We start from the raw sequence: 19983 nt of genomic DNA, 5'->3' as shown, positions 1-19983 counted from the left end.
GCCTAGACAATTCCGGTGTGCTTACTCATCTCAGTGATATGCCTTTGCATTTAGCTGATGCATGCATACTCTTATTGCAAAGCCTTCGGCTACGGTGAATGGAATGATGGTGTCAACGCCATCATTTTTACTGCATTGTGTTTGTTTCCCATAAACACATTTCGCTTTCACATGCTTTTCTATGTCGAGTTCGTCAAGGTCACACCTTGGTACATATTTGCCCTTATGATTCTCGAACGTTGGATAGAACAGGTTTTTGGCTTCTACATTCAGCGATATGAGAACTTCCGTTATTTTCACTTTGTTCTGCAAGTATTGACGGTAGGGCTCCAACAAGAGGTAAAAGAATGACAGAAAAAGCTCAAAGTGCTCCGCAATCCCAAATCAGTTTTCTATTGTTTCTGGTACTAGGAGCGATTGGTGCTTTGACGCCTTTGGCGATCGATATGTATTTGCCTGCGATGCCGACAATAGCGAAAGATTTGGGGGTCGCGCCTGGCGCGGTTCAGATTACGTTGACGGCTTATACCGCGGGTTTTGCGATCGGCCAGTTAATTCACGGGCCGCTTGCCGATAGCTTTGGTCGCAGACCTGTGTTGATTTTAGGCGTACTTTTCTTCGGCTTGGCTGCTGTTGTGAGTGCGACAACAAATGGCATTGATGCGCTGACCTATGTACGTACGGCACAAGGTTTTGCTGGCGCGGCAGCGGCGGTCATTATCCAAGCCGTCGTGCGTGACATGTTTGACCGTGAAGACTTTGCACGCGCAATGTCCTTCGTTACTCTGGTCATTACTATTGCGCCGTTGGTGGCACCGATGATCGGTGGCCATCTCGCGATTTGGTTTGGTTGGCGTTCCATTTTTTGGGTACTAGCTATTTTCGCTGTAGTTGTGATTTTTCTCGTACTTTGGAAAATCCCTGAAACGTTACAGCCTGAAAATCGTCAGCCTCTTCGTTTCCGCACGACGCTGAGAAACTACGCCAGATTATGCTCCAATCCTGAAGCGATCGGTTTGATGCTCTCAGGTGCGTTTTCATTTTCCGGAATGTTTGCATTTTTGACGGCGGGTTCGTTTGTTTATATTGATTTATATGGTGTTCGACCAGACCACTTTGGTTACCTATTTGGTTTGAACATTGTGGCGATGATCATCATGACCAGTATTAATGGTCGCTTGGTGAAGAAAGTGGGTTCCCATGCCATGCTTCGTTTTGGGTTGTTCGTGCAACTTTTGGCGGGGATTGGTTTATTCGTAAGTTGGTTAATGGACTTCGGATTATGGGGCATTGTGCCTTTTGTTGTGCTGTTTATCGGTACATTGTCGACGATAGGTAGTAACGCGATGGCGCTGCTTTTAAGTGGTTACCCATCAATGGCGGGTACGGCGTCGTCTCTAGCGGGGACATTAAGATTCGGTATCGGTTCATTGGTTGGTGCGCTGGTGGCATCACTGCCCGGGAATGTTGCTTGGCCGATGATCATCGTGATGTTTGCTTGTTCTGTGCTTTCAGCACTGTTTTATTGGACTTTAGGAAGAAAGGCGTAATGTCGAATTACACCAAAGAAATTCAAAACTTGGTTAACTCAGCACTTGAAGAGTTAGATCAAGAGCATCGCTCAGGTAAGTTAGCCAATGCCCCTGTTGCGAATAACCATTATTTAGTGCGTTGGGTAACAAAGGCGCTAAAATCACAACGTTTCGGACGTACGGTAGGCGATGACTTAACGCGTTGGCAAAAAGCAGGTCGCTCAAAGGGGAACGATGCTGGTTTGTTGTTTATCTTTAAACGTATTTCTTCTTTTTATGCGCAATTCTTCCCTGAAGGTGAAGACTCCAAAGTGTTCAAAGATTCAGATATTGAGTCTTTTCTTGATTTGATGGAGCAAGCAGGCTGGGAAGTCTCAACATCTGAGCAACTGATTGGGTGCGGCAAAGTACAAATCTTCACTGAAGGTCAAAACTCTTTAGCGTTATGTGCAGACCAATGCGAAAGCTGTTTTGATGGCGAGTTGCTCGTAAAGCCAATGAGTTGGTTTGTGCGTGGCAATCATGCTGAGTTTGTTGAGAAAGCAGCGCAAGCGGGCTTTATGGTTCATAAGGTAACAGACTACAAATCGATGGTGAAATACCATGGCGAGTACCTTATTTTTCCAGCAAACGAAGGCAACCAGTTAGCCGAAATTCCACTCTCGTTCAAAGCTGACTAAAGTGACATTTTGAGTGTTTAGAAGCCCCTGTTATTGGGGCTTTTTGTTTTCTAAACGGTTTGCTTCTTTCGCGATGGCTTTGACCATGCCTTTAAATATGAAAAGATGGGCTGGCATCATTGCAAACCAATAAAGCAGCCCAAGAAACCCTTGCGGGTGCCACCAGGCGGTAATATCCAGCTCTCGTTCGTCACCGAGATCTTTGATGGTAATTTCTAAACGCCCAAGGCCTGGGCCTTTCATACCAAAAAACAGTGAAAGAAACTGATTATTATCGCAGCGAATCACTTTCCAAGAGTCAATAAAATCACCGACTTTAAGCTCTGGTCCAGGAGGAGAAACGCGAATCGGTTTTCCGCCACCAAAAAAGATATCGAGCCATTCACGTGTACGCCACAAGATGTTGGCAAAGTAATAGCCTTTTTCGCGACTCCCGATCTTTTGCGCCACTTTCCATAATGCCGCAGCGGAGGCATGAGTTTTAATGCTCGCTCCAGCTTGTTTTGGGTAATAACCATATCCTGGTTGCCATCGACGAAGCGCTGCGGGTTCAAACCCCCAGACATTACTGCGTACAAATGTGCCTTCATCTTGAATGGTATCAGTTACCGCTTGCTCGTAGCTGATCAGCGTTTGAGGAAATCGTTCTTCAATCGCTTTGGAGTTTGCAATGTAGTCGTGCTCTAAGCCAGCAAGTAATGCTTTACCGGTACTAGTTGGCACTGAGGTAACTAAACCTAGCCAGTACGATGCCATTTTCGGAGTAAGTAGCGGGGTCGACCACAGTCGATACGGCTTGTTCGTGATTCGGCAAATGACTTTGAACTGTTCGCGGTAGCTAAGTGTATCTGGCCCACCAACTTCATAAATTTGACTTTCTTCTGGAGAGGGAGCTTCTGCTAACTTCAACAAATAGTGGTTGAGATTGGGCAAGGCAATAGGGTTCGCTTTTGAGTCGACCCATTTAGGCGCGATCAAAATAGGTAAGTTGTAGACAAAGTCACGCATGATTTCGAAAGCGGCAGAGCCGGGGCCGATGATAACGCCAGCACGCAATTCAGTTACTGGAACACCAGACTGTCGAATTATTTTTCCCGTGGCTTTACGAGCGGCTAAATGGCGAGAGTTTCCGGTTTGAGGTTGAATGGCACTCAAATATACAACATGCTCGACGGAGCTTTGTTCCAACGCATATTTGAAGTTCAAAGCAAGGTTTAGTTCGTACTCAACAAAGTCATCACCTTGAGCCATCCCGTGCACGAGAAAAAAGACTAAATCAAAATCGTTCACTACAGCCTTCGTGGTCTCTGCGTCAGCCAAGTCGAGATACCTTAACGTTAAATTAGGGTGAGGCTGAGTTCTTGACTCTAAATAATCAATATGTCGCGCCGCTGCTGTGACGGCGTAACCTTTATCTAAAAGTAACGGAAGAAGTTGAGAGCCAATGTAACCCGAGGCGCCTAGCACCAACACCTTTTTCATTATCTGTCCTTTTATCGTTGGTGGAATAAACACCACAGAGTATAATCATGAGACACTTTCCCCATTCTATCAATAAGTTGTCGTTGGAGCGCTTGTGACTTTTCTTTCTCAACTCTCAATACACGCAGATAAAGCATTCTTACGTCGTTTATTTGCAATCGCGTTACCAATTACACTGCAAAGCATGATGTTTTCTAGCCGAAGCCTCGTCGATGTTCTTATGCTTGGTCAGCTTGGTGAAGCAGAAATTGCCGCTGTTGGAGTTGCTGCGCGCGCGACTTTCGTCACCACCATCATGTTAGTTGGGGTGACAACGGGCGGTGCGTTGTTAACCGCTCAATATTGGGGGGCTGGCGATAAAGTTGGGGTGCGTCGCAGTACCGCTTTGACATGGATGATCGCAATGATGTTTGCTGCGATTGCTGTTGCTTTGTTTGTTGTTTTTCCACAACTCATCATGAGCTTGACTACCGATTCACAAGAAGTGATTGAATTAGGGGCCAGCTATCTCATTATTTCGTCGGTTAGCATGTTTGCTGTTGCATGTGTGGCCAGTATGTCGGTGGGCCTAAGGGCGATGCACCAACCAGGCCTAAGCACTTTTTTTAGTGGTATAGGCATTTTATCTAATGTGTTTCTTAACTGGGTTTTAATTTTTGGTCAATTAGGCTTTCCTGCTCTGGGTATTACGGGAGCAGCGATCGCAACGGTAATCAGTGGCGCGATCGAAGTAGGTTGCTTGTTTGGTTATCTATGGTTGAAAAAACACATAATCGCATTTGGTTGGGATGATATACGCGCAGGATTGGTCTTAGATAAAATTACGCGTTTCTTGAGCCTCTCTTTGCCAACCACATTTAACTTCTTGGCGTGGGCTGGTGGGCTGTTTGCTTATCACGCCATCATGGGGCAAGCAGGTGTACAAGGTTTGGCGGCACTTTCCGTAATGACACCTGTTGAGTCGATCGCATTGGCGATGATGATTGGTTTATCGAATGCGGCTGCAGTTCTAGTCGGGAACCAGCTCGGCGCTCGTAATTTTGAACCCGTTTATTATCAAGCATGGGCTACGGTCATTTTGAATGTGCTTATCGCATTTGTGGTCGCCGTCTTGTTGATAGTGTCAAATCAATGGATCCTTAATGCGTTTAGTGCACTGACAACAGACACTCGCGAGCTAGCTGAACAGTTTATGGTGATTCTTGCGTTGGGTGTCGTGCTACGCTCGGTGCCGATGATGGCGATTGTTGGTGTATTACGTGCGGGCGGTGATGTTAAGTTTTGTTTGTATCAAGACATCTTGGCGCAGTGGGTGATCGGGATTCCACTCGCAGCATTTGCAGCGATTTATCTCAATTGGGACCCACAATGGGTTTACTTACTCTTTTTGACGGAAGAAGTTGTGAAGTGGGCGATTTGCTTGCCAAGAATGGTTAGCCGAAAATGGATGAAAAACCTGATTGGCCAGTAAGGAGGAACAGAGTTTATTTTGGCTGCAAAAATCTGCTCAAAACGTCAACAAAATTAGCAACAGAAAGTGAATCGAGTTGCATTTGTACTTCCATAGTGTGATCAAGCATTCAAAATACTTTCTACTAACAGGATTTTAGTGTAGATTCTGATCCCAATTTTTAAACACCATCCGAGCGGCATAATCAATGTTAAAACTGTCAGACCTATGTAAAGGCTATGTAGACGGGGGAGAGTTTCACCCTGTATTACAAGGGGCAGAATTAACATTGCAGCAAGGCGACCAAGTTGCTCTGATGGGGGAAAGTGGTTCGGGTAAAAGTACTCTGCTGAATTTAATCGCCGGATTAGATACTGCTGACTCTGGTGAAGTGCAGTTTCCAAATTTTGCTATGCATGAAGCACCGGAGCATTTAAGAACCCTTTATCGCCGCAACAATATTGGTAATATCTTCCAACAATTCAACCTGCTTCCTACACTTAATATTGCCGACAATATTCGTTTTTGTCGTCAGTTAAAAGGTCTGCCGGAAGATAAAGAGTTGTGGCGTCAAATTCTTTCTGCTTTGGACTTAATGCCATTGCTAGGACGTTATCCGGAAGAGGCGTCTGGTGGTCAGCAACAACGTGCGGCGATTGCTCGTGCACTCTATATGGAACCCAAAATCCTGCTTGCTGATGAGCCAACTGGTAGCCTAGATGAGCGAAACGCAGAAGCAGTAATGCGCTTACTAACGAGTCTCGCTCGCCAACTGGAGTGTACTTTGCTGTTAGTGACGCACAGTGAAAAAGTGGCCGCCCATATGGAAGGAAAGATTCGACTTCAAGGAGGGCAGCTACATGTTATGGCCCGTAGTTAAGGCACTACTCGGTCATTACCGTCGTTACCCTCTACAAATTATTCTTGTCTGGCTGGGATTAACTTTAGGCGTGTCCCTCCTTGTTGGTGTTACTTCTATCAACCAGCATGCAAAACAAAGTTATGCCACTGGGGAAAAGCTTTTCTCTAATCCTTTGCCATACCGAATCCGAACGAAGCACTCTGCCAATAAAATTCCTCAAGGTTTCTATATTCAGTTACGTCGAGCTGGGTTTAACCAATGTGCACCGTTTGACGTGCTTCATCTAGATGCCAAGACCGATATGAGCCTGATGTTGGTGGGGATAGATCCTGTCGCGATGATCCCACTACAACAAGGAAAATCGCTAGGTGAGATGCCGGTTTTATCACTAATGAAGCCTCCTTATCCTATTCTCGTTAGTCAAGATTTGGCCGCTTACATGGGTTGGCAAGATGGGGACTTCATTGAGATGAATGACGGAAGCCGTCTTGGGCCTATTCAAGTAGATAAGGACAAGATGCTTTCGGGTACTCGGCTGGTTACTGATATATCGTTGTTGCGTATGCTCAAGCGGAGCTCAGGTTTGTCTGCGATTTCTTGTGGTGAAATGCCAGAGGAAAAGCTAATAGCACTGAAAAACATGCTGCCAAATGGAATGACGCTTGTTAGGAATACGCGTACTGAGCTTGAGTCGCTAACTAACGCATTCCATATGAATCTCACCGCGATGGGAATGCTGTCGTTTTTGGTTGGGTTGTTTATTTTTTATCAAGCGATGTCTCTGTCTTTCATTCAGCGACAACGTTTGGTCGGTATTTTGAGACAGACTGGTGTTAACGGAACACAGTTAGCGCAAGCCTTATTGCTAGAGTTGTCTTTGCTCGTCTTTATTGCGTGGGCGTGTGGTAACTTTTTTGGCTTGATCTTAGCGAATGAACTTATCCCAGCAGTGTCTTCGAGCCTGAGTGATTTGTATGATGCCAACGTAGGTTTAACCATAGGATGGTCATGGCAATCTAGCTTATATAGCCTAATCATGGCAGCGATGGGTGCGTTGATATCGTGTCTGTGGCCATTAATCCGTTTGCTGAAGTCACAACCAATCCGCCTTTCTTCTCGACTGTCGCTAATGCGATTTGCTGGAAGAGAGTTCTCTTGGCAGGCGCTTGCGGCGTGTGCGTTTTGTGTCGCTGCAATAGCGGTATATCAGGCCCCGAAAACACAAGAAACCGGCTTTGCTATTATTGCTCTGATGTTGGTTAGTGTGGCGTTGTTTATGCCATTTATTATGTGGCATATGTTCCAAAGTTTTTCTTATACCATGCGATGGGTTCGTGTCCGTTGGTTTTTTGCTGATGCAGCAGCGAGCATGAGCTATCGCGGTGTGGCTACGATGGCGTTTATGTTAGCGCTGGCGGCAAACATTGGTGTAGAAACAATGGTCGGAAGCTTTCGAGATACAACCGATAAGTGGCTAAATCAGCGATTAGCGGCTGATGTGTACATCTATCCGACCAACAATTCAGCCGCTAGGATGAGCGCATGGCTCCAGAATCAGCCAGAGGTGAACTCGGTTTGGTGGCGCTGGGAAAAAGATATGCCGACCGAGCATGGTGCTCTGCAAGTTGTGAGTACGGGCTCTTCTGAAGGTGAGTTAGACTCACTTACCGTCAAGTTAGGTGTCCCAAATTACTGGTATCAACTGCACGCTACCAAGAGCTTAATGGTCAGTGAGTCGATGGCCTTGAAGTTGGATATCCGCCCTGGCGATTTCATTAACTTGCAAGAACCGCTTGGTGGTGATTGGCAAGTCGTAGGCGTTTACTACGATTATGGAAACCCATATAACCAGGTGATGATGTCGCACCGGAATTGGCTGTATGCATTTGCAGGTACGGGTAATGTTGGTCTTGGCGTAGTATTAAAAGATAACGTCAATGGAGAAGGGCTGAAAAATCGCTTAGAGAATGTATTCCGTCTCCCGCAAGATCGTGTGTTTGATAACGGTAATATTTATAGCCAAGCAATGAGAGTGTTTGATCATACCTTTGCGATAGCAGGAACCTTGGGCAATATCACGCTGATTATTGCCGTGTTTGGTTTATTCTTTGCGACGTTGGCAGGAGAACTTTCACGGCAGCGGCATTTTTCCTTATTAAGGTGCATGGGTGTGTCCGGAAAAGAACTTGTCGTATTAGGTGGTTTGCAGCTATTCGTCTTCGGAGCCATTTCTGCGATTATTGCAGTGCCGCTCGGCTTGGCGCTCGCACATTTGATCGTTGATATTATCATTAAGCAATCATTTGGCTGGTCTCTAGAGCTTCAAACGATTCCATGGGAGTATGCTCAAACCATTGCTTGGGCGATGCTTGCCATCATGGTTGCTGGCGCATTGCCAGTTATTAGAATGATCAAAAGTACACCGATGAAGTCATTAAGGGACGCGTTGTAATGAAAAAAATGGGCTCTAAAAAACGCTTGTTGGTTTCAACGCTCATTGTTGTTACGTTCGCTTTTCTGACTGGGGCTGCTTTTTACTCAACTTTTTGGTTAGAGGCGACAGCAACACGAGAAAGCGAACTTGATTCTATCTTAACGCGTGAAAATCAAACGATTTTCGAGCCTGTACTACCTAATGAGCATGTCTCTTTACCCTCAGACTTTCGCTTTCATCCCGAGTATCAGCATGAATGGTGGCACTACTTTGCGAAACTAAAAGATGAGCAAGGCAAGATCTACAATGTTCAATGGAGCTATTTTAGGGTTGCGACGGACGAGCGAGAAACCAGCGGTTGGCAGAACCCTCAATTGTACATTTCACATGTTGTCGTCAGTCATGGTTCGCATGTATGGAAAGAGCAACGGGTAGCTAGAGGCGGGATAGGCCAAGCTGGTATGATCAATCGTCCTTTCAGGTTATGGATTGATAATTGGACTTGGCGATCACTCGGTGCGACGCCTTTCCCGGGCAACTTGAATGTGAATACTGATACGTTTGGACTTGAGCTCAATACCATGACAAGCGGCCCCTTTGTGGTGAATGGAGACAAAGGCTTCCAAGTTAAACATGCGTTGCAATCTGTTGCTTCTTTCAGCTTCAGTGCTCCATTTTTAAAAGTAAAAGGCAGCTTAAGCTTAAATGGTAAGCGATTCTCAGTGACGGGTTCTGCTTGGGCGCAAAAAGAGTGGGGCAGCGGCTTAATTGGTGAGGGGCAACAAGGCTGGGATTGGTTTGTTTTCAATTTAGATGATGGTCGAGCATTAACTGTTAGCCGTTATCGTCACCATGGGCAAACACCGCACGTGTTTGGCACGTTGTCGACACGCTCAGGTAAAGTCATCAACCTCTCAGACGATGATATCAGTATTAAACCAATGCAAGTGACCAGTTTATCCAATGGAAGAAGGTTACCTTTGCAGTGGATTATCAATATTCCGAAGCATCAAATTAATTTGACTACCCGCATTATCAAGTCAGATATGTGGCTACCCTTTGTAATACCTTACTGGGAAGGGCCTACTTTAGCCTCCGGCTCCAATGAGGCTTGGGGCTTTATGCAGCTGACAGGCTATTGAGTTGTGAAGAAAACCACCCCCTACGGGTGGTTTTTTAGTGCGCGAAGCTTCCTAGCTTTTTCTCAAAAGTACGGGGTTATCATGATGGTACAAGCCGTGTTATGCTGATTTTCTCATCATCTTGATAAATATTTGGTGCGACAAAAACAAATACGATCTCCGATCAAAATTGAGTGTCATGTTGGAAAATACGATGTATAGTAAACTTAACATCGAAAAAACCGAAGTTTATACTCTGAAGAAGCGATTATTCTAAAGTTTTCGACAGCTATACACTCTTATCACTCTTTGTTAATCGTTTATTAAGATAATAAATATAAGGACGAAACCATGAACGATGTCATTCGTGACTTTTTCAAAATGGAATCAGCAGGTGGTATTCTTCTCGTAATTGCAGCGGCAATTGCGATGACCATTGCTAACTCACCGCTGGGCGAAACTTATCAATCTGTACTGCATACTTATGTATTCGGTATGTCAGTTTCTCACTGGATTAATGACGGCCTAATGGCTGTTTTCTTCTTACTTATTGGCCTTGAAGTGAAGCGAGAGCTACTTGAAGGAGCGCTAAAATCAAAAGAAACCGCAATTTTCCCTGCGATTGCAGCGGTTGGTGGTATGTTAGCCCCTGCTCTTATTTACGTTGCGTTTAATGCTAACGACCCAGAGGCGGTTTCTGGCTGGGCCATTCCAGCTGCGACGGATATTGCATTTGCTCTAGGTATCATGGCGCTACTAGGTAAGCGCGTACCAGTAAGCCTTAAAGTGTTTTTGTTAGCTCTCGCTATCATCGACGATTTAGGCGTGGTTGTTATTATTGCACTGTTTTACACAGGTGATCTTTCTAGCATGGCGCTGCTTGTTGGCTTCATCATGACTGGTGTCCTGTTCATGTTGAATGCGAAGGAAGTAACGAAACTGACGCCATACATGATAGTCGGCGCGATCTTATGGTTTGCGGTACTTAAATCTGGTGTTCACGCAACACTTGCAGGCGTAGTGATCGGCTTTGCTATTCCTCTTAAGGGTAAACAGGGCGAACATTCCCCACTTAAGCACATGGAGCACGCACTTCATCCATACGTGGCATTTGGTATCTTACCTCTATTCGCATTTGCAAATGCGGGGATTTCGCTAGAAGGCGTATCGATGTCAGGCCTAACTTCAATGCTGCCATTAGGTATTGCTTTGGGGCTACTGGTTGGTAAGCCTCTAGGTATCTTCACCTTTAGTTGGGCAGCTGTGAAAATGGGTGTAGCTAAGTTACCGGAAGGCATTAACTTCAAGCATATCTTTGCGGTCTCTGTGTTGTGTGGTATCGGTTTTACAATGTCTATATTCATTTCCTCTTTAGCGTTTGGAAATGTAAGCCCTGAGTTTGATACCTATGCTCGACTAGGCATCTTAATGGGCTCGACGACAGCCGCGTTACTTGGCTACGCGTTACTGCACTTTTCTTTGCCTAAGAAAGCGCAAGCGTAAGATACACACTGTTTAGTAAAGCCTCCCATTCGGGAGGCTTTTTTATGTCTGCAGATCGGCACATCAACCACTTCAGGGTGGTTACTTTTGTGACCAACTAAGGTCTAGCTTATGGAGTTGGGGCAAATCATCGAAAGAGGCGCTTGGTAAATCTATAGGCGAAAAAAAGCCCAGCCGAAAATTTGACTGGGCGGATACAAACATAGGAGTTAATAAGAAAAAAGCAGCAACGTAACAATTAGATGGAAACAAGTTTGACGGCCAGTGAAACTTCAAATGCCCTAACTGTTACGTATATTCAGACCGAGCCTTTTCCAAACAGTTCCATTTTTTTTCAAAAAATTTCTACTTAATGCTTTCTAGCTTCTTACACATCCGAAAGTAATAGAAAAATCGAGATGGATTACCAACTTGGCGAAGTTACTAACTTCTGTGTTTCTCATTTTATCTCCCCTAGAACCGAAGATGTATTTCATACTCTCTTCGCTCACTCCGAGCCGCCAACGCTATTGTTAGCGTTTCAATTGCGCTGGTCTGAGAAACTTGATCGTTTTCTTCTGACAAGCTTCACTGGAGTATTCGATTGAATTTCAAAAGATTAGATCACACCTTTTACTGTCTGGTCAGACCAATTGGTTAAAGTGTGATGTTAATCATTTGTTAATCTTAAGTTTCGGGAGTATATTTTCAAACAGTTGTTTAATACGAGTGATTAAAATGGCCCCGAGAACATCAACAAAAGAAAAAATACTCGATGTCGCAGAAGGACTCTTTGCTGAACATGGCTTTAATGATACTTCGCTAAGAACGATAACAGGTAAAGCTAACGTTAACTTAGCATCGGTAAACTATCACTTTGGCGATAAAAAAACGCTGGTTAGAGCGGTTTTAGATAGGTATTTAGAAGCACTAATGCCGAGCATTAAGACTTCATTAATTGAGCTAAACACGCGCGATAGCTACAACATGGACGATGTCTTTGAGTCATTGCGATTACCTTTACGTACATTAAATGATGTACGCCCAAATGGTACTGCGCTATTTATGTTGTTAATTGGCCGCGGTTATACAGACGTTCAAGGTCATCTACGCTGGTTCATTACCACCAGATACGAAGAGGTACTGAACCTTTTCACTTTCTCGATAATGAAGGCGAACCCGGAACTATGTGAAGAACAGTTGTTTTGGCGACTGCACTTCACGTTAGGAACCTGTGTATTTACGATGGCTTCAAGCCAAGCTCTTTCGGAGCTGGCAGAAAGTAAGTTTGAAAAGGAAGTCGATGTGAAATCTGTCGTCGATTTACTGATTCCATATTTGTCAGCAGGAATGTCAGCAAAGCAGTTGGCATAAGACAAATAAGAAAGTTAAACCAATAATAAGATTATACCCCGAGCGGTTACGTGAACAAAAGGATCTGAACTATGAGCTCTCTACGAAGAAAATGGATTAGTGACCCGGCTTTTAAAGTGTTCAAAAAAGTATTGCCACCTCTGTCTAGCACCGAGAAAGAGGCGATGGAAGCGGGTAGTGTATGGTGGGATGCCGAACTATTCTCAGGCAAGCCAAACTTCACAACATTGCATCATTATCCAACGCCTACACTGACGGCAGAAGAGCAGTCATTTATGGATAATGAGCTTGAAACCCTGCTAGAAATGCTTGATGACCAGAAGATTGTCAAAGAAGACAGGGATTTACCGCCTGAAGTATGGGAGTACCTACGTAAAGAGCGATTTTTCTCTTTGATCATCTCGAAAGCATATGGTGGTCGTGAATTTTCCGCTTTGGCGAACTCAACCATTGTTTCTCGTATTGCGACTCGAAGTATCAGTACCGCGGTATCGGTAATGGTACCAAACTCTCTTGGTCCTGGTGAGCTGCTATCGCACTATGGTACGCAAGAGCAAAAAGATTACTGGTTGCCTCGTTTAGCTGATGGTACAGACATCCCTTGTTTCGCCCTAACTGGCCCTGAAGCGGGTTCTGATGCAGGTGGCATACCTGATCAAGGCGTGGTTTGTTACGGCACCCATGAAGGCAAAGAAGTGCTTGGCGTGCGAGTTAGTTGGAATAAACGCTACATCACGCTTGCGCCAGTTGCGACAGTGCTCGGGTTAGCATTTAAACTGCAGGATCCTGAAGGGCTACTTGGTGACAAGAAAGAGGTTGGCATTACATGTGCGTTGATTCCCGCTGACCATGAAGGTGTCGAGATAGGCGAGCGCCATGATCCTCTGGGGTCTGCGTTCATGAATGGTCCTACTCGTGGTGAAGATGTCTTCATCCCTATGGACTGGTTGATCGGTGGCGCTGATTACGCAGGTAAAGGTTGGCGTATGCTGGTTGAGTGTCTTTCTGCGGGGCGTGGTATCTCTCTCCCAGCGCTTGGCACAGCGATTGGTCACCTTACTACACGTACAACAGGTGCTTATGCTTACGTGCGTAAACAGTTTGGAATGTCGATCGGTAAGTTTGAAGGCGTCGCAGAAGCGATGGGGCGCATTGGTGGTCTTACTTACCTACTAGAAGCGACGCGTACGCTAACGACGACTTCTCTCGATATGAAAGAAAAACCTGGGATTGTAACCGCGATTGCCAAGTACCACATGACGGAAATCGCGCGTACCATTCTAAATGATTCGTTTGATATCCACGCGGGTCGTGCGATTCAAGATGGTCCAATGAACTATCTTGCTAAACATTACCTTGGTATCCCGGTTGCTATCACCGTTGAAGGCGCGAATATTCTGACTCGTAACCTGATGATTTTTGGTCAAGGTGCGACTCGATGCCACCCATATGTTCTAAAAGAAATGGAAGCCGCGGCGAATCCAGATTCTGAACAAGGTGCGAAAGAATTTGACAACTTACTCTTTAAACACATCAAGCACGCGCTCGGTAATACATTCGGTGCATTTGGTGCAGCACTAACTGGTTCTCGATTTGTTAACGCGCACATGAGTGGCCCAACGCAGCAATACTACAAAGACATTACTCGTCTCAGTCGTGCACTTGCAGTAAGTGCAGACTTTGCGATGTTAACCTTAGGTGGAGACTTGAAGCGTAAAGAAATGATCTCCGCACGTTTGGGTGATGGATTAAGCTATCTATACATGGCATCTGCTGCCTTGAAAAAGTATGAAGATGAAGGCCGTCAACAAGGCGATCTAGACTTCGTTCATTACGCTGTTCAACACTGTTTGTATAACGCTTCTAAGTCATTAAATGAGGCTTACACCAACTTCCCTGTGAAATACGTTGGCGGTGTGCTTAAGGGGCTATTGTTCCCGCTTGGTAATCATTTCAATAAGCCAAGTGATGAGCTGTGTGTGAATTTGGCTGAAGCGATGATGACGCCAGGCGCGCAACGTGATCGCCTCACGCATCTGTGCTACATCGGAAAATCAGAGGATGACAGCGTAGGCTTAATGGAGAATGCATTCCTTGCAATGTACGACATTAAACCTTTGGAGCGTAAACTTATGAAGGCTGCGAAGGATGGTAAAGTGGCTCGTAAAGGTCTGCTACATGATCGTTTGCAGCAAGCATTTGAAGCAGGCGTGTTAACTGAACAAGAAATTGATCAAATCATGGCTGCAGATAAATTGCGCTACAAGGCGATTCAAGTTGACCACTTTAGTCATGACTTTTCTGAAGTGCGAACTCATAGCCCAAAAAAGTCGCAGTTGAATCCGGCGGCATAATAGACAACTAATGTTAAGAAAAGCACCTCAATGAGGTGCTTTTTTGTATTCTTGGGGAGTGGATGGTGGGATAGTGCTCCAACCACTTGCCTTTTAAGAGCATTTTTACAGAAATTAGATGCGAAATCCCAACGAAACTTTTATCCTAACAAGGTTTTTTAAAGGAAGTTGAATATGATCATCAAACCTAGAATTCGTGGATTTATCTGTACTACAACGCACCCTGTTGGTTGTGAAGCTAACGTAAAAGAACAAATTGCGTACACCAAAGCGCAAGGTCCAATCAAAAACGCACCTAAGCGTGTTCTTGTTGTTGGTGCATCAAGTGGCTACGGTCTATCTTCTCGTATCGCTGCGGCATTTGGTGGCGGTGCATCAACTATCGGTGTTTTCTTCGAAAAAGAAGGTACTGAGAAGAAGCCAGGTACAGCAGGTTTTTACAATGCCGCTGCTTTTGAAAAGCTAGCGCGTGAAGAAGGTCTGTACGCAAAAAGCTTAAACGGCGACGCTTTCTCAAATGAAGCGAAACAGAAAACTATCGAGCTGATCAAAGAAGACTTAGGTCAAATCGATATGGTGGTTTACTCACTGGCATCTCCAGTACGTAAAATGCCAGAAACTGGTGAATTAGTTCGTTCATCTCTTAAACCTATCGGTGAAACTTACACATCAACGGCTGTTGATACCAACAAAGATGTGATCATCGAAGCTAGCGTTGAGCCTGCAACAGAAGAAGAAATCAAAGACACTGTCACGGTAATGGGCGGTGAAGATTGGGAACTTTGGATCAATGCGTTGTCTGATGCTGGTGTTCTTGCTGAAGGTTGTAAGACCGTCGCGTACAGCTACATTGGTACTGAGCTAACTTGGCCAATTTATTGGGATGGTGCACTAGGTAAAGCAAAAATGGACCTAGACCGTGCAGCGAAAGCGCTAAACGACAAGTTAGCAGCAACAGGCGGCAGTGCCAATGTTGCGGTACTTAAATCTGTTGTAACTCAGGCGAGTTCTGCAATTCCTGTTATGCCACTGTACATCGCAATGGTATTCAAGAAAATGCGCGAAGAAGGTGTACACGAAGGCTGTATGGAACAAATCTACCGTATGTTCAGCCAACGTCTATACAAAGAAGACGGTAGCGCGGCAGAAGTTGATGAGATGAACCGCCTACGTCTGGATGACTGGGAACTTCGTGACGACATTCAGCAGCACTGTCGTGAGCTATGGCCTCAAATTACGACTGAGAACCTAAAAGAGCTGACTGACTACGTTGAGTACAAAGAAGAGTTCTTGAAACTATTTGGTTTCGGCGTTGAAGGCGTAGATTACGAAGCGGATGTGAATCCAGCAGTTGAAGCAGACTTCATTCAAATCTAATCGAATCACAGACTAGATAACCAATAAACAAAAGGCGCTCATTGAGCGCCTTTTTGTATTTCATAGTCAAAGTGAGTATTAACTTAGTATTATCAGAATCGTACCAGCTAGCGTCATTAAAATATTCGCAATCGCATAGGTACCCGCATAACCAAGGGCAGGGATGGTGGACTTAGCGTAGTCGTTAACGACATCCATAGCCGGAGCGCAAGTACGGGCGCCAATAATGGCACCGAAGAGCAGGGCACGGTTCATCTTGAGTACGTGTGCGCCAACTAAGTAAGCCAGAACTACAGGCACAACACTGACAATAAATGCCAAACCAATGACTTTTGGTCCTACTTGCGTCAGGTGCTCGAACATCTTTCCACCTGCACTTAGACCAATTCCGACCATAAAGAACATTAACCCTAGATCTTTGACCATATTCAGCGCCCCTTGTGGGACATAACCGAAAGTAGGGTGATTTGCTCGTAAGAAACCAAGCGTAATACCGGACAACAGAAGACCCACCGCATTACCCAAACTGAAAGACACCTGACCGAACGTCATTGTGATGAGGCCAAACAGAATACCCAAAATAAAGAAGCTACAAAAAGCGAGCAAATCGGCCATTTGACTGTGGATCGAGATGAAACCGATTTTTTCCGCCAGTCCATGTACTCGGCTTTTCTCGCCGCTCACTTGAAGGACGTCCCCTTTAGCGAGCACAATGTCTAAGTCCATAGGCATTTCAATCTGAGCGCGAACTACGCGGTTTAAGAAACAGCCAAACTCAGACAAATTCAAATCCGATAAACGCTTACCAGCGATTGCGTCACTTTTTACGACGATTTCTTCTTCAACGATGCGTAAATCAAGCAAGTTACGGTCGAATACTTCTTTACCATTACGGAAGCTAGGGTCTAAGCGAGCATGGCTGTCAGGGAAGCCAACCAGTGCAATTTCATCTCCCTCTTGCAAGATAGCATCACCATCTGGGTGGGCGAGAATACCATTGCGACGGATTCGTTCAATGTAACAGCCAGTTTGACGATAAATACCCAGTTCTCGCAAGTTTTTACCATCAGTCCAGTCAATTAGCTCTGGGCCCACTCGGTAAGCTCGAATAATGGGTAAATACACTTTTCTCTGGCTTGAATTTCCAAGGCCACGCTCTTGTGCGATTTGCTGCGCGGAATCAGAAAGGTTTTGTTTTTGCAGTTTTGGCAACAATTTAGCAAACATGATCATGCTAATTAAGCCGACCAGATAAGCCATCGCGTAGCCTACGGATAGATTTTCTAATACCAGAGAAAATTCCATATTCCGCGGTATAGTCGCAAGGCCAGAGTTAAGAGCATCTTGTGCACCAACCAGTACTGGCGTTGCGGTCAATGCGCCTGCCATCATACCGGCGGATAAGCCAAAATCGAGGCCGAAATAGTGACTCAAACCATACGTTAAGCTGACCGCAGACACGAGAACAGTCATGCTTAAAATAAAATAATGCTTACCATCTCTGAAGAATATACCAAAAAAGTTTGGTCCAGCTTCAATGCCAACGCAGTAGATAAACAGCATAAAGCCAATGGTTAAAGCTTCTGCATTAAATGAGAAACCAAGGTGGCCCATTACCAAAGAGGTAATAAGAACGCCAATAGAGTTGCCTAATTGTAATTTGCCAAATCGAATTTTTCCGATGGCAAGGCCAATGGCTAATACGACGAAGATTAGAAGGATAGGGTTTTGCTCGAGAAGGTATACGACGTCTATGTTCACTGTGTGGCTCGGTAGAGTGTGTGCCAAAAAAGATTAAGAACTGTGAATTGTAACTAAATATAGCAAAAAGATAAGTGAATTTTTTTAGGTTTTACCATTAGTTGACTTAACGTAATAACCAGCTGAAAAATAATAAAAAAGCCGCATGAAGCGGCTTTTTTGAAAACAGTCTTTATTACTCGTCAAATAGACCTAGGTGCTCTTTCGCGTATGCTTCGAACTCGTCGCAGCCACCGATGTGCTCTTGGTCGATAAAGATCTGAGGAACGGTTTCAACTGGTTTACCAACTGTTTTCTCAAGATCTGCTTTAGAAATACCTTCAGCGTGAATATCAACGTAACGGTAGTTGAAGTCATCACGTTTTGCTTTTAGCGTTTCTGCGTGCTCTTTTGCACGAACACAGAAAGGACATGCAGGGCGACCAAAGATAACAACGAACATAATCTTATTTCTCCTAAATCTATTCTTTTTTGAAAGCGTACAAAACATAGCGGCTGAGTGCGCTTTCTTTTGTTGGAGTAACTATGCCCGATCCAGATACGGAAATAAAGCGGCAATTACCTCTTGGTTCTATAGGTGAAATCTATCGAATAAAAACTAAACGCACGTGCTTATTTTACGACTCTGAAGTATGTGAAGTGACGCATAAAAAACATACATTCTAAAGGGTTAATGATGGCAAGGTGGAATTGGTCAATTTTTTTTGTTTAAAAAAATAGCAATCTATTTTGGCTATACGCAAATAACTTCAACTCTTACATAAGTGTTAAATCAGAGGGCGAGAGGTTATTTGGGTATATTCTTTTGGGAGGGTGTGTATGTTTCAGTTTATGACTGCAACAAGGATTATATTTGGTGAAGGTGCACTTCAATCTTCATTATCCGTTATTAACCAATTTGGCTACAGTGTTTTGCTGGTTACTGGGCAGGATACCCAACGAGCCGCCCCCATTATCCAATATCTTAAAGCTCAAAATATGCGTTACCAGCACGTAGCTATCGTTGGTGAACCATACATCACGATGGTAGAAGAGACCGCAGTGCTCGGTAGAAAATTCCAACCTGATATGGTGGTTGCGATAGGTGGTGGCAGCGTCATCGATATGGGCAAAGCCTTAGCTGCCATTATTCCCAATCAAGGCAATGTTTACGATTACGTAGAAGTGGTAGGAAGAAGCGTCCCTTTAAAAGCAAAGCCTCTTCATTTTATTGCAATTCCTACGACAGCAAGCACCGGTTCAGAAGTGACCAGAAATGCTGTGCTGAAATCTGGACAAGATAAAGTGAAAGTGAGTCTTCGAAGCCCTGATATGCTCGCAGACGTTGCCATTGTAGACCCGACACTTACTTACGGGACCGACCAATACACATCTGGACGTGGCGCAATGGATGCGTTCACTCATTTAATGGAAGCGTATGTGTGTGGTGAGCCAAACCCTCTTACTGATATGGTCTGCGAAGAGGGGCTACGCCGTTTAAGCCGTTCTGTGATTGCCGCTTGTAAGCAAGATAATCATAAGGCGCGCTCTGATTTATCGTTCGCTGCATTGCTTGGTGGTATGGCGATTACTAATGCCAAATTAGGTGCCGCTCATGGGTTAGCATCGGCGTTAGGAGGCAAGTTAGACGCCCCCCATAGCGTTATTACGGCTCGCCTAGCTCCGCACGTGATGCAGGAGAACATTAACGCCGCTAAACTCGCGGGTAGGAATGATGTGATAAGTCGTTATCGCAAGCTGGCCCAATTAGTCACTGAGCGAGTAAATGCTAACGAACACGATGGAATTCTTTGGGTAAATATGGTGCTAGATAAGTTAGCGTTACCGCTACTGGCTCAATTTGGAGTATGCCAAACCTCTTTTGAGCAAGTGGCGAATGATGCGCTTAAATCAATGGCAATCAAAGGGAATCCTTTACCTCTTAATCAGGAACGTTTGATACACATATTGCAGCAAGTCTGTGATTGTAGCGGAGAGTGCGCAGCTGAGAGTGCACAACATGTCAGTTCTGTTGAAGTACTGGAATCAAGAACGGACTTATCGAGTGTCAACGACTTAGGGTGATTGCTCCCTT

General features: G+C 44.8%; 14 protein-coding genes. 11 read left to right on the top strand and 3 right to left on the bottom strand.

The window, feature by feature from the left end; genetic code table 11:
• Positions 1 to 347 precede the first annotated feature (347 nt).
• Both R7E51_RS03390 and R7E51_RS03385 read left to right on the top strand, forming a co-directional pair.
• Complete coding sequence (locus R7E51_RS03390; protein ID WP_017820848.1) at positions 348 to 1550, top strand: Bcr/CflA family multidrug efflux MFS transporter; 1203 nt, start codon at positions 348 to 350, stop codon at positions 1548 to 1550.
• Complete coding sequence (locus R7E51_RS03385) at positions 1550 to 2212, top strand: DUF2913 family protein (protein ID WP_017820847.1); 663 nt, start codon at positions 1550 to 1552, stop codon at positions 2210 to 2212. Before R7E51_RS03390 ends, R7E51_RS03385 begins: the two co-directional genes overlap by 1 nt.
• A gap of 30 nt (positions 2213 to 2242) precedes the next feature.
• Here R7E51_RS03385 and R7E51_RS03380 read toward each other — a convergent pair whose 3' ends face one another.
• The gene (locus tag R7E51_RS03380) at positions 2243 to 3694 is read right to left on the bottom strand and encodes a DUF2867 domain-containing protein (protein WP_206957349.1); all 1452 of its coding nucleotides are present in this window, start codon (positions 3692 to 3694) and stop codon (positions 2243 to 2245) included.
• A gap of 94 nt (positions 3695 to 3788) precedes the next feature.
• On the opposite strand from R7E51_RS03380, the gene R7E51_RS03375 reads away from it, so the two are divergent.
• The 8 genes from R7E51_RS03375 to fabV all read left to right on the top strand — a co-directional run bounded on the left by R7E51_RS03375 (position 3789) and on the right by fabV (position 16148).
• Positions 3789 to 5165, top strand: a complete 1377-nt coding sequence (locus tag R7E51_RS03375) for an MATE family efflux transporter (RefSeq protein ID WP_017820846.1) — start codon at positions 3789 to 3791, stop codon at positions 5163 to 5165.
• A 187-nt stretch (positions 5166 to 5352) separates the two neighbouring features.
• On the top strand, positions 5353 to 6024 hold the full coding sequence (locus tag R7E51_RS03370) for an ABC transporter ATP-binding protein (RefSeq protein WP_005378040.1): 672 nt from the start codon (positions 5353 to 5355) through the stop codon (positions 6022 to 6024).
• A complete protein-coding gene (locus tag R7E51_RS03365; RefSeq protein ID WP_017820845.1) occupies positions 6005 to 8458 on the top strand; it encodes an ABC transporter permease in 2454 nt (817 codons plus the stop codon). Before R7E51_RS03370 ends, R7E51_RS03365 begins: the two co-directional genes overlap by 20 nt.
• Complete coding sequence (locus R7E51_RS03360) at positions 8458 to 9582, top strand: lipocalin-like domain-containing protein (protein ID WP_042521997.1); 1125 nt, start codon at positions 8458 to 8460, stop codon at positions 9580 to 9582. Before R7E51_RS03365 ends, R7E51_RS03360 begins: the two co-directional genes overlap by 1 nt.
• 330 nt (positions 9583 to 9912) lie before the next feature.
• Positions 9913 to 11064: a Na+/H+ antiporter NhaA gene (nhaA, locus tag R7E51_RS03355; RefSeq protein WP_005378034.1), complete on the top strand. Its 1152-nt coding sequence runs from the start codon at positions 9913 to 9915 to the stop codon at positions 11062 to 11064.
• 717 nt (positions 11065 to 11781) lie between these two features.
• The gene (locus R7E51_RS03350; RefSeq protein WP_005378033.1) at positions 11782 to 12417 is read left to right on the top strand and encodes a TetR/AcrR family transcriptional regulator; all 636 of its coding nucleotides are present in this window, start codon (positions 11782 to 11784) and stop codon (positions 12415 to 12417) included.
• A 71-nt stretch (positions 12418 to 12488) separates the two neighbouring features.
• The gene (locus R7E51_RS03345) at positions 12489 to 14771 is read left to right on the top strand and encodes an acyl-CoA dehydrogenase (protein ID WP_017634878.1); all 2283 of its coding nucleotides are present in this window, start codon (positions 12489 to 12491) and stop codon (positions 14769 to 14771) included.
• A 174-nt stretch (positions 14772 to 14945) separates the two neighbouring features.
• Positions 14946 to 16148, top strand: a complete 1203-nt coding sequence (gene fabV, locus R7E51_RS03340) for an enoyl-ACP reductase FabV (RefSeq protein WP_005388648.1) — start codon at positions 14946 to 14948, stop codon at positions 16146 to 16148.
• Between the two features lie 78 nt (positions 16149 to 16226).
• Here fabV and R7E51_RS03335 read toward each other — a convergent pair whose 3' ends face one another.
• Together R7E51_RS03335 and R7E51_RS03330 are read right to left on the bottom strand one after the other, a co-directional pair.
• Positions 16227 to 17909 (bottom strand): aspartate:alanine antiporter, encoded by a 1683-nt coding sequence (locus R7E51_RS03335; protein ID WP_005378028.1) that lies wholly within the window; start codon positions 17907 to 17909, stop codon positions 16227 to 16229.
• Positions 17910 to 18084: 175 nt separating this feature from the next.
• On the bottom strand, positions 18085 to 18351 hold the full coding sequence (locus tag R7E51_RS03330; protein ID WP_005378026.1) for a GrxA family glutaredoxin: 267 nt from the start codon (positions 18349 to 18351) through the stop codon (positions 18085 to 18087).
• Positions 18352 to 18728: 377 nt separating this feature from the next.
• On the opposite strand from R7E51_RS03330, the gene R7E51_RS03325 reads away from it, so the two are divergent.
• Positions 18729 to 19973 carry an iron-containing alcohol dehydrogenase gene (locus R7E51_RS03325; protein WP_017820842.1) on the top strand — a complete coding sequence of 415 codons (1245 nt, stop codon included), beginning with the start codon at positions 18729 to 18731 and terminating at the stop codon, positions 19971 to 19973.
• Positions 19974 to 19983: the final 10 nt, after the last annotated feature.

It is taken from the genome of Vibrio sp. Vb1166, from assembly GCF_033338695.1.
Taxonomy (GTDB): Bacteria; Pseudomonadota; Gammaproteobacteria; order Enterobacterales; family Vibrionaceae; genus Vibrio; species Vibrio alginolyticus.
Note: the sequence above shows the minus strand (reverse complement) of the source record. Positions and strands in the feature narration are given on the sequence as shown.